We start from the raw sequence: 11,602 nt of genomic DNA, 5'->3' as shown, positions 1-11,602 counted from the left end.
CACTCGCGGAACCGGACTGTTCGCTGCAGGCGTACTGGTTCGGTGCCTCCGCCACACCCGCCCGGATCAGCGCTTTCCTGGCCGCCCTCGGCGCCGCGACCACGAGGGCGCGCCCGGCGCTGGGAGCGGTGCCACCAGCCGAGCCGAGGGTCGGGTCCTCTGCGTAGGGTGGGGGGCATGGCCGATCCCGAGCTCGTCCGTTTCACGATTGACAACGGTCTGCGCGTGGTGCTCGCCCCGGACCCGACCGCGCCTGTTGTCGGGGTCAGCGTGCACTACGACGTGGGCTTCCGTTCCGAGCCGGAGGGGTTGACGGGTTTCGCGCACCTCTTCGAGCACTTGATGTTCCAGGGCAGCGAAAGCCTGGAGAAGCTGGCCCACTTCCGCCACGTGCAGTCGAGCGGCGGGACCTTCAACGGGTCCACCCACCCCGACTACACCGACTACTACGAGGTGCTGCCCTCGGCGGCCCTCGAGCGCGCGCTGTTCCTCGAAGCCGACCGCATGCGCGCACCGAAGCTGACCGCGGAGAACCTGGCGAACCAGATCGAGGTCGTCAAGGAGGAGATCCGCCTCAACGTGCGCAACCGCCCGTACGGCGGGTTCCCCTGGATCCTCCTGCCGCCGGTGCTGTACTCGACGTTCGCCAACGCCCACGACGGCTACGGCGCGTTCGAGGACCTCGAAGGCGCGACGCTCGACGACTGCGCCGCCTTCTTCGACACCTACTACTCGCCGGCCAACGCGGTGCTCACCGTCGCCGGCGACTTCGAGGCGGAGAACGCCAAGGCGCTCATCCAGAAGCACTTCGGCGACGTGCCGCACCGGCCCGCGCCGGTCCGTCCGTCGTTCGCCGAGCCGCTGCCCACCACCGAGCTGCACGGCGAGCACGAGGACGCGCACGCGCCGCTGCCCGCGATCGCGGTGGGCTACCGCATGCCCGACCCGATCAACGACCTCGACGGTTATCTCGCGTACCTCGTGCTGGCCGGCGTCCTCACCGACGGTGACGGCTCCCGACTGCAGCAGCGCCTGGTGCACCGCGAGCCGCTGGTGGTCGACATCGGCGCCGGTGCCGGGCTGTTCGGGCCGTTCGAGGCGCGCGACCCCGACACGTTCACGATCACCGCGATCCACCCACCGGACGTCGAGCGCGAGCGCGTGCTGGCCGCCCTCGACGAGGTGCTGGACGAGCTCGCGACGACACCGCCCGACGAGCAGGAGCTCAAGAAGGTGACCGCGCGCTGGGCCGCGAGCCTGCACTCGGAGCATGACCGGCTGGTGTCGCGCACGCTGGCGCTGGGCGCGTTCGAGCTGCTCTACGGCGACGCGTCGCTGGTGCACCGGCTGGCCGACCGCATGTCGGCGGTCACCGGCGAAGCCGTGTCGGCCGCGGCGAAGGCGCTGCGCCCCGACGCGCGCGCCGTGCTCGTCGTGAAGCCCGCCGCCAACACCGAAGGGATCGAAGAGCAGTGACTTCGGCTACGCATCGCAGCGCGCAGGAGATCGGGCGCACCGCGACCGGTCCGCGTCCGCTGCCCGAGCTGGGCGCGCAGCGCGCCGCCACCGACCTGTCCCATGTGGACACCACGCTGAGCAACGGCCTGCGCGTGCTGGCCGTGCGCAAGGCTTCGGTGCCGCTGGTGGAGGTGCGGCTGTGGATCCCGTTCGCGGGGGAGGACGCACTGCACCCGGCCACCGCGGAGGTGCTGGCCGAGACGCTGCTCACCGGCACCGCGAAGCGCGACCGGGTGGAGATCGACGCCGAGCTGGCGCTGATCGGCGGTGACCTCGGCGCGGGCGTGGACCCGGAACGCTTGTACCTCAACGGTTCCGCGCTCTCCGAAGGCCTGCCGACGTTGCTCGACGTGCTCGGCGACGTGCTGACGGGCGCCACCTACGGCGAGCCCGAGGTGACCCGGGAACGCGAGCGGCTGATCGAGCGCATCGCGGTGTCGCGCACGCAGCCGCGCACGATCGCGCGGGAGGCGTTGCAGAAGCAGCGCTACGGCGACCACCCCGTGACGCGGGAGGTCCCGCAGGCGGACGACGTTGCAGTGGTGACGCCGGAGCAGGTGCGGGCGCTGCACGCGGCTTCGGTGCTGCCGCGCGGTTCCGTGCTGGTGATCGTGGGCGACATCGACCCCGACACCGTGCCGGCCGAGCTCGAGCGCGCGCTCGGCGGCTGGGCTTCTAACCGCTCGGCTCTCGTCCTGCCCCCGCTGCCGGAGCTGACCGGCGGCAACGTGCTGCTGGTGCCGCGCGTCGGCGCCGTGCAGTCGCAGATCCGGCTTTCGGCGCAGACGGTGGCCCGCACGCACCCGTCGTACCCGGCGCTGCAGCTGGCGAACCTGGCCTTCGGCGGGTACTTCTCCTCGCGCCTGGTCGAGAACATCCGTGAGGACAAGGGTTACACCTACGGCGCCCACTCCGGGTTCGAGTTCACCGGCGAGAACGCGGTGGTGAACGTCGACGCCGACACGGCCAACGAGGTAACCGCGGCCGCGCTGCTCGAAACGCGCTACGAACTGGCGCGCCTCGGGCTCGTGCCGCCGACGGCCGAGGAGGTGGAGTCGGTGCGCCAGTACGCGATCGGCTCGCTGCTCACCTCCACGTCGTCGCAGTCGGGCCTGGCCGGGCAGCTGATGGCGCTGGCGACCACGGGTCTCGGCGTCGAATGGCTGCAGGAGCACCCGGCGCGGCTCGCGGCCGTGACCGGGGAGCAGGTGGCCGAGGCGGCGCTGGAGTACTTCGCGCCCAAGCGGTTCACCGGCGTGGTGGTCGGCGACGCGGAGCTGCTCGCGCCGAAGCTGACCGCACTGGGCGACGTGACGGTGGGCTCGGAGACGACGGACTGATGACCGTACCGTTCGCCCTGGAGTCGCTGCCGACCCTGTCCCGGTCCACTGTGGACCGTCAGGAGACGTTGCGCACCAACCCGGAACGCCTGATCTCCAAGTGGTCCGAAGCCCGCGTGGTGCTGCTCGACGACACCGGCCGGACGCCGGTGGTCGAGGGCAGCTCCTCGCTGGCCGCCCGCAAGGCCATCGACTTCGGCACGGAACCTCCGGCCGACGCGGTGTTCCTCGGCGAGTGGGAGGACACCGACTACTGGTCGCTGCCCGGCCGCCCCGAGGGCGACACGGACACGGTGAAGATGGCCGGCAGCTGGGGCGTGGTCGAAGAGGTCCCGCGCCTCGACGGCGAGATCTGGGTCGAGCTGCGCGGCTACGGCGACCAGCTGGACGACACGTCGGCCGGCCTGTTCACCACCGCGCAGGCCCTGCGCCACTGGCGGCGCCAGTCCCGCTTCTGCACCCGCGACGGCTCGCCCACGAACCTGATCCAGTTCGGCTGGGCCAGCAAGTGCGAGGCCAAGGGCCACGAGGAGTACCCGCGCACCGACCCGGCCGTGATCTGCCTCGTGCACGACCAGGACGGCGTCAACGGCTCCCACGTGCTGCTCGCGCGCCAGCCGGTCTGGCCGGCCGGCCGCTACTCCGTTCTCGCCGGCTTCGTCGAAGCCGGCGAGTCGCTGGAGGGCTGCGTGTCACGGGAGATCCGCGAGGAGGTGGGCGCTGAGGTGTCGGACATCCGCTACCTGGGCAGCCAGCCCTGGCCCTTCCCGCGCTCGATCATGCTGGGCTTCACCGCGCGCGCCGACCGCTCGGCCCCGCTGGTCCCCGCCGACGGCGAGATCGAGGAAGCCCTCTGGGTCTCGCGCGACGAGGTCCGCGCCGCCTTCCGCAACAGCGGCACCGCCACTCCGACGCCCATCGCGGGCGGCGCCTCGGAGATCATCCTGCCGGGCAACTCGTCGATCGCCCGCGTGATGCTGAAAGCGTGGGCTGACGCGGAGGAGTGACCTTCGTTTTGCTCGTGACAGGGCCCTTCCCGGCTTGAGCCGGGGAGGGCCCTTGTCGTTTCGCGTCAAGCGCTCGCCGGCACCTGTCCACAGGGAAGTCGTCGTGCGCGGGGTTGTCCACAGATTCCGTTTCGGCCGTTTTTCGAGGTCAGGGGCCGATAGACTGGGACGGGGACGCCCCCCGAGGGAGGGCGGGGGCTGTGTGTCTCCGGAGGCTGGTGGCATACCTTGGGCCGGTCGTGCCGGTGCCCTCGGAAGCCGGAAGCCGGAAGCCGGAAGCCGGAAGCCGGAAGCCGGCAAGCGGTTCGGCGGGTAGGGATCAGCTGTCAGACCGCGAAACAGTGGCATGGGCGGTGGGCGAGTGCGCTGCGCGGTTTGTGACCCTGCCGCGCTGCCCGCCGGTTACGCACCCGGCTTGGTCCCTGACGCCAGGGCCACGAAGATCGGACCCCGCCCGCTACTCGCCGCCGAGCGCCAGTGTTGCAAACACCGCAACAGCAGCGGGCTCGCGCGGCCCTCGTCGGATACTCCCGACCGCACACGCTGAGCACCTACCCGGTCACCCGCCGCCGCCTGAAACCTTCTCGACTCGAAGTGTTACCCGCTCGTTCCGGATGACCATTGACGCGATGTGTCCCCGCTCACTACAGTCGCCCGAAACCGTCTGTAAAGTATCCTAATTAAGGGGTCGCGGTGCGCGCCGGAAGCCCGAGGATGTTGCGCGAGATCAACGATCGCGCGGCGATCGAGGCGTTGCTGCGCGGCGGGCCGCTCACGAGGGCGGAGCTCGAGGTCGTGATCGGGCTGTCGAAGCCGGCGACGGCGCAGCTGCTCACGCGCCTGGAGCAGGACAACCTGGTGGGCAAAGCCGGCGAACGCGCGGGCGGCGGGCGCGGACCGCGGGCCCAGCTGTGGGCGGTGAACGGCAGCCTCGCCCACGTCGCCGCCGTGGACCTCACGCCGCACGTCGCCGATTTCGTGATCGCCGACATCGCGGGAACCGTGCGAGCCGAGTACCAGGTCGAGCTGCCCGTGCACGAAGGCGCCGACGTGATCGGCACCTTCGGCAAGGCCCTCAAGCACGTCACCGAGAAGGCCGGCAAGAACCTCGCCGACCTGGCCAACGTCGTGATCGGCGCGCAAGGCGCGTTCGACCCGCGCACCGGCCTGCTCTCCTCCGCGCCCCACATCCCCGGCTGGCTCGGGTTCGACGTCCCGGCAAGGCTCAGCGAAGAGCTCGGCCTCGCCGTCGCCATCGAGAACGACGTGAACCTGGTGGCCGTCGAGGAGATGACGGTCGGGAAAGCCCAGGATGTCGACGACTTCGTGATGGTCTGGCTCTCCGAAGGCGTCGGTGGCGCCGTGGTCATCGGGCGCCGGTTGCTGCGCGGCGCGACCGGCGGTGGCGGCGAGATCGACTGGATGCGCGTGCCCGATCCGGCCACTGTGGACACCGGCGACCGCTGGCCCGAGGCCGGCGCGCGTTTCGGCAACCTTGTGGACTCGCCCGCCATCACGCGCCTCGCGAAGGCCCACGGCCTGACCGCGAGAACCGGCCCGGAGGCCGTGGCAAAGGCGAAGACCGGGAAAAACCAGGCCTTCCTCGACGACCTGGCCCGCCGCGTCGCCGGCGGCCTCGCGAGCCTCGTGGCCGTGGCCGACCCGCAGCTCATCCTGCTCTCCGGCGACACGAGCCGGGCCGGGGGCGAGGAGTTCGCCACGCTGGTCGCGGAAAAGCTGCACGAACTCGTCCTGCCCCGCACGCCCGTCGCGCTCGCTTCGGTGCAGGGCAACGCCGTGCGCGCGGGCGCGTTGCAGTCCGCGCTCGCCACCGCCCGTGAAGGCGTCTTCGGCGTCGTCACCCCCACGCTCCGCGGGCCGAGCCGACCCGCAGAGGACACAGCGGGAGCGCCGCGGACGGCGCTGCCGAGCTCTGCCCCGTCCCCGACCGAGTAACCACCATGAGGAGGAGGGTCATGGCCCCCACGACCCGCATGCGGAGGACCGCGCGAAGGCGTGGTTCTCTGCTGCTGTCCGCCGCGGCCGCCGCCACGCTGCTGGCGACCGCCGCGTGCGGCGCGGCCGCGCCGAGCGGTTCGGGCGACGCCGCCGCGCCGCCGAACAAGGACGACAAGCTCACCCTCACCGTCTACAGCAAGTTCACCGACCGCGAGTACGGCGTGGTCACGGCCGCGTTGAACAAGCTGAAGGCCAAGTACCCCAACATTACCATCAACCACGAGGGCAACCAGGACGACGACAAGCTCACGCAGTCGATCCGCGGCGGCAACCCGCCCGACGTGGCCATCTCCTTCTACACCGACAACCTCGGCGCGTGGTGCTCCACCGGCAGCTTCCAGGACCTCAAGCCGTACCTGGACCGCGACAAGATCGACGTGAACCAGATTCCCGAGGCGGTGCGCGACTACACGTCGTACCAGGGCAAGCGCTGCGCCATGCCGATGCTCGCCGACGTCTACGGCCTCTACTACAACAAGGACATGTTCGCGGCGCACGGCATCTCCTCGCCGCCGAAGACCACGACCGAGCTGTTCGAGGACGCGAAGAAGCTCACCGAGTTCAACGCGGACGGCTCGATCAAGACGATGGGCTTCATCCCGGCGATGCCGTTCTACGCCAACCAGGCGCAGTACTGGGCCCCGAATTTCGGCGCGCAGTTCATCGGCCCCGACGGCAAGTCGTCGATCTCGTCCAGCCCCGGCTGGAAGGCGATGTTCGAGTTCCAGAAGAAGCTCATCGACTTCTACGGCGGCCACGACAAGGTCGAGAAGTTCAAGGCCGGCCTCGGCGACGAGTACTCCGCCGACAACGGCTTCCAGAAGGGCAAGCTGGCGATGATGTACGACGGTGAGTTCCGCACCGCGTTCATCAAGGACCAGACCCCGACGCTGAACTACGCCACCGCGCCCGCGCCGGTGCTCGACAGCATGGCCGATCACTACGGCGCCGGCTTCGCCACCGGCACGATCATCGCGATCCCCAAGGGCGCCAAGAACCCCGGCGCCGCGTGGGAGCTGATCAAACAGGTCACACTCGACACCGACACGCTCGTGGACATGGCCAACGGCCTGAAGAACGTGCCCAGCACCACGGCTTCGCTGTCCTCGCCGAAGCTCGACGCGCCGCCGCAGTTCAAGACGTTCCTCGACATCTACGGCAGCGGCAAGCTGGTTGCCAACCCGTCGACGCCGATCGGCGACGCCTTCCTGAAGGCGGTCAACGACTTCGCCGAGAAGTGGCAGGCCGGTTCCGTGCCCGACCTCGACGCCGGTCTGAAGCAGGTCGATGCCCAGGTGAACGACGAGTTGGCGCAAAAAGGATCGGGCGGATGACTCCGCCTGATGGCGCCTCGGCGGTGAAAAGTACCTCGACGCGCGTTCTGGAAGCGAGGACCCCGCCCGCACCGGCGAAGGTGCGGGCGGGGTCCCGCCGGGCCAAGCGCCGTCGCACGGTGTTCTACTTCATGGCGCCGGCGACGCTGGGGTTCCTGATCTTCTTCGGGTACCCGCTCATCGCCACGGTCTACTACTCGTTCACCCGCTACGACCTGATCAACCCTCCACAGTGGATCGGGTTCGACAACTACGTGCGCATGTTCACCAGTGAGCCGCTGGTAAAAACCGCCGCGTACAACACGTTGTGGCTCGTGATCATCCTGACGATCTGCCGGGTGCTGTTCTCGCTCGGCGTCGCGTCGGTGATCTCGCGGCTGAAGTCCGGCGTCGGCCTGGTGCGCACGCTGTGCTACCTGCCCACGCTCGCACCGCCGGCCGCGGCGACGCTCGCGTTCGTCTTCGTGTTCAACCCGCAGTTCGGCCCGGTCAACCGGTTCCTGCACCTGGTAGGTATCGACGGCGGGCTGTGGTTCAACAGCCCGGTGATGTCGAAGCCGTCGCTCACGTTGCTGGCGCTGTGGGGTTCGGGCGAGCTGATGATCATCATCCTGGCCGCTCTGCTCGACGTGCCGGCCGAGCAGTACGAGGCGGCCGAGCTCGACGGCGCCGGCGCGGTCCGCAAGTTCTGGCACGTCACGCTGCCCACGATATCTCCGGTGCTGCTTTTCGGTGTGGTCAACTCGATGATCTACGCGCTGCAGTTCTTCACCCAAGCCATCGTGGCGGCGTCCGCCTCGGCGGGCACAGCCGACGTGGCCGGCAACTCGAAGCTGATCGGCGCACCGGAGAACTCCACGTTGACGTACCCGATCTGGTTGTACGTACAGGGTTTCCGCTACTTCAACATGGGCTACGCGGCGGCGATGGCCGTGCTGCTGTTCATCGTTTCCGCGGGCTTCACGTGGCTGCTCGTCCGGCAGCTTCGTAAGAGTCAGCACCAGGAGGAGGGGGCATGAACATATACTCGCGCCGGCCTGTTCGTGGCCCCGACCGGGTGCGGGTGTCCCGCAAGAACGGAGTGGGGGCATGACGACGATTTCGGCTCCGGCTTCGAAACCCGCGGCTCCCGTGCCGCCGCGCGTGCAGTTCCGGCGCCAGTGGGACAAGCGGCTGGGCTTCATCGCGACCCACGCCATCGGTATCGCGCTCGGCGTGATCTTCGTGTTGCCGCTGCTGTTCGTGTTCCTCACCGCGGTGATGAAGAGCGACCAGGCGATGACGTCGAGCCTGTGGCCCACGGAATGGCATTTCGAGAACTTCGTCGAGGTGTTCAAGAAGGCGCCGCTGCTGGAGTACTTCGGCAACAGTCTGCTGTACTCGGCGCTCGCGACTCTCGGCGCGCTCGTGTCGGCCGTCCCGGCGGCGTACGGCCTGGCGAAGCTCAAGTGGCGTGGCCAGAATCTGTTTTTCATGCTCACGGTGGCCGCGATGATGCTGCCTCCGCAGGTCACGGTCGTGCCGCTGTACGACCTGTGGGTGCGGATGGGTCTCACGGGCACTCTCGTTCCGCTGATCGTGCCGTACTTCTTCTTCGACGCGTTCTCGATTTTCCTGCTGCGCCAGTTTTTCCTTACCATCCCCAAGGATTACCTGGAAGCGGCGAAGATCGACGGCTGCAACGAGTTTCGCGCGATGACCCGGGTGCTGTTGCCCATGGCCAAGCCCGGGATCGCGGCCACCGCGATGTTCTGTTTCCTGTTCACCTGGAACGACTACTTCGGACCGCTGCTCTACACCGGTGAGAACCAGGACAACTGGCCGCTTTCGCTGGCCATCGCCTCGTTCCGCGGCATGCACCACGTGGAGTGGAACCTCACGATGGCCGCGACCGCGCTGATCATGGCGCCGGTGATCGTGCTGTTCGTGTTCGCGCAGAAGTCGTTCGTCAAGGGCATCACGTTCACGGGAGTCAAGGGATGAAGCTGGCAGTCGTCGGTGGCGGGTCCACCTACACGCCGGAGCTGATCGACGGAATCGCGGGCCGGCGGTCCACTCTGGACGTCGACGAGATCGTGCTGATCGACCCGGACGCCTACCGCGTGGAGACCGTCGGCGCGTTCAGCCAGCGGCTGCTCGACCACGCCGGGCACCCGGCGCGGGTCCGCACCACGGCGAACCTGGAGGACGGCGTCGAGGGCGCTTCGGCCGTGCTCATCCAGCTGCGGGTGGGCGGGCAGAAGGCACGGGCGTCGGACGAGACGTTCCCGCACGCGTGCGGCTGCGTCGGCCAGGAGACAACCGGCGCGGGCGGTCTGGCGAAGGCCCTGCGCACGGTGCCGGTGGTGCTCGACATCGCCGAGCGCGTGCGCAAGGTCGCGGGTGACGACACGTGGATCGTGAACTTCACGAACCCCGTTGGCATCATCACGCGGGCGCTGCTGCAGGAAGGTCATCGCGCGGTGGGGCTGTGCAACGTCGCGATCAACCTGCAGCGGAAGTTTGCCAAGCTCCTGGGCGCGTCGACGGAGGAAGTGCGGCTCGTCCACACGGGACTCAACCACCTGAGCTGGGAACGCGGCGTGCTCGTCGACGGCGTCGACCGGCTGCCGGAACTGCTGGACCGGCACGCGGAATTCCTGAGCGAGGAGGTGACCGCGCCCGTCGAGTGGATGCGCCGGATGAACGCCGTGCCGTCGTACTATCTGAAGTACTACTACTCGCACGACGCGCAGGTGGCCAAGCAGCTCACCGAGCGCCCGCGCGCCGAGGTGGTGAGCGACGTCGAGGAAGAACTGCTGAAGATCTACCTCGACCCGGAGCAGGTCACCAAGCCGGATTCGCTGGAGAAGCGGGGCGGCGCGTACTACTCGGAGGCCGCCGTGCAGCTCGTACACGCGCTGACGGCGGGCGGGCCGGTGGAGGAGCACGTGGTGAACGTGCGCAACGACGGGACGTTTTCCTTCCTGCCCGACGACGCGGTGATCGAAGTGTCGTCCACTGTGGATTCGTCCGGTGCTCGGGCGATTCCCCAGCAGACGGTGGAGCCGCGTTTCGCCGGCCTCATCGCGGCGGTGACTGCCTACGAGCACCTCGCGCTCGAAGCCGCGGTGAAGGGCGGCCGCGACCGCGTGGCCGACGCGCTGCTGGCCCACCCGCTCGTCGGGCAGTACCCCAAGGCCGACCAGCTGGCCGACTCCCTCGTGTCGATCAACCGCGATTTCCTGCCGTGGACGCGCGGATGAGCGAAGCCGGGCCCGCGGTCGTCGCGATCGACGGGGGGAACAGCAAGACCGAGGTGCTGGTGGTGTCGCGCGGGGGCGGCGTGCTCGCCGAATCGCGTGGCCCCGGCGCCTCGCCGCAAAACGTCGGCGTCGACGGCTGTGTCGCGGCGCTGGAGACGCTGGTGCTGTCGGCCTTGACGGCAGCGGGGCTGCCGACGTCGCGGCCGTTCGGCGTGCACACATCCGCCTACCTCGCGGGGCTGGATTTCCCGCGTGAGGAAGAGGCGCTGCACGCCGCGTTGTTCGCGCGCGGCTGGAGCTCCACCTTGCACGTGGGCAACGACGTGCTGGCTTTGCTGCGCGCGGGCAGTTCCGACGGCACGGGTGTGGCGGTGGTGTGCGGCGCCGGGATCAACGGCGCCGGTGTCGGCCCGGACGGGCGCGTGCACCGCTTTCCCGCGCTGGGCAAGGTCTCCGGTGACTGGGGCGGCGGTTACCGCCTCGGTGAGGAAGCCCTGTGGTGGGCCGTGCGCGCCGAAGACGGCCGCGGGCCTTCCACCGCGTTGCGGGCGGCGGTTTCGGGCTTCTTCGGTGTTTCGCGAGTGTTCGACGTGGTGCAGGGCCTGCACTTCAAGGAGATCGACTCCGCGCGGATCCACGGCCTGTGCCCGCTGCTGTTCGACGTCGCCGCCGGCGGCGACGAGGTCGCGCAGCAGGTGGTGACGCGGTTCGTGGAGGAGGTCAGCGTGTTCGCCGCCGTCATCCTGCGGCGGCTCGACCTGATCCAGTCGGCGCCGGAGATCGTGCTCGGTGGGGGAGTGCTCACGGGCGTCGGCCCGTCGGTGATCTCGGAAATCGAGCGACGCTGCCTGAAGGTGGCTCCGCGCGCGGTCGTGCGCGTGGTCGACGTGAACCCCGTCGTCGGTGCGGCTTTGTTCGGCCTCGACGAGCTGGGTGCTTCCGCAGAGGCGAAAGCCGCTCTCAAGGCCGCCACTCAACGCACCCCGATGTGGCGTTTGGTGCGTTGAGCACACCCAATGTGGCGGGGGGGGGGGGGGGGGGGCCCCCCCCCCCAAAGGGGGGGGGGGGGGGGGCGCCCCCCCCTGTGTTTGAGGGGTCGCCCCCCGGCGGTGGGGGGGGGTGAAACCCCCCCCCGCCCC

Annotated in this window: 9 protein-coding genes; all 9 read left to right on the top strand. The window is 69.4% G+C overall.

The window, feature by feature from the left end:
* Positions 1-177: 177 nt before the first annotated feature.
* The 9 genes from AB0F91_RS30125 to AB0F91_RS30085 all read left to right on the top strand — a co-directional run bounded on the left by AB0F91_RS30125 (position 178) and on the right by AB0F91_RS30085 (position 11,470).
* Positions 178-1,476, top strand: a complete 1,299-nt coding sequence (locus AB0F91_RS30125) for a pitrilysin family protein (protein WP_360603066.1) — start codon at positions 178-180, stop codon at positions 1,474-1,476.
* On the top strand, positions 1,473-2,858 hold the full coding sequence (locus AB0F91_RS30120) for a pitrilysin family protein (protein ID WP_360602865.1): 1,386 nt from the start codon (positions 1,473-1,475) through the stop codon (positions 2,856-2,858). The genes AB0F91_RS30125 and AB0F91_RS30120 overlap by 4 nt, the downstream gene beginning before the upstream one ends.
* Entirely contained in the window at positions 2,858-3,865 is a 1,008-nt protein-coding gene (nudC, locus tag AB0F91_RS30115; protein ID WP_360602863.1) for an NAD(+) diphosphatase, read from the top strand. Before AB0F91_RS30120 ends, nudC begins: the two co-directional genes overlap by 1 nt.
* Positions 3,866-4,579: 714 nt before the next feature.
* Positions 4,580-5,821: an ROK family transcriptional regulator gene (locus tag AB0F91_RS30110; protein ID WP_360603064.1), complete on the top strand. Its 1,242-nt coding sequence runs from the start codon at positions 4,580-4,582 to the stop codon at positions 5,819-5,821.
* A 20-nt stretch (positions 5,822-5,841) separates the two neighbouring features.
* The gene (locus AB0F91_RS30105; RefSeq protein WP_360602861.1) at positions 5,842-7,218 is read left to right on the top strand and encodes an extracellular solute-binding protein; all 1,377 of its coding nucleotides are present in this window, start codon (positions 5,842-5,844) and stop codon (positions 7,216-7,218) included.
* Entirely contained in the window at positions 7,215-8,237 is a 1,023-nt protein-coding gene (locus tag AB0F91_RS30100) for a sugar ABC transporter permease (RefSeq protein WP_360602859.1), read from the top strand. The genes AB0F91_RS30105 and AB0F91_RS30100 overlap by 4 nt, the downstream gene beginning before the upstream one ends.
* Before the next feature lie 70 nt (positions 8,238-8,307).
* Positions 8,308-9,201, top strand: coding sequence for a carbohydrate ABC transporter permease (locus tag AB0F91_RS30095; RefSeq protein WP_360602857.1), 894 nt, complete (start codon positions 8,308-8,310; stop codon positions 9,199-9,201).
* A complete protein-coding gene (locus tag AB0F91_RS30090; RefSeq protein WP_360602855.1) occupies positions 9,198-10,463 on the top strand; it encodes a 6-phospho-beta-glucosidase in 1,266 nt (421 codons plus the stop codon). The genes AB0F91_RS30095 and AB0F91_RS30090 overlap by 4 nt, the downstream gene beginning before the upstream one ends.
* Positions 10,460-11,470, top strand: coding sequence for a BadF/BadG/BcrA/BcrD ATPase family protein (locus AB0F91_RS30085; RefSeq protein ID WP_360602853.1), 1,011 nt, complete (start codon positions 10,460-10,462; stop codon positions 11,468-11,470). The genes AB0F91_RS30090 and AB0F91_RS30085 overlap by 4 nt, the downstream gene beginning before the upstream one ends.
* Positions 11,471-11,602 lie beyond the last annotated feature (132 nt).

Source organism: Amycolatopsis sp. NPDC023774 (assembly GCF_040639695.1).
Lineage (GTDB): Bacteria > Actinomycetota > Actinomycetes > Mycobacteriales > Pseudonocardiaceae > Amycolatopsis.
This window is presented reverse-complemented; position numbering and strand designations above follow the sequence as displayed.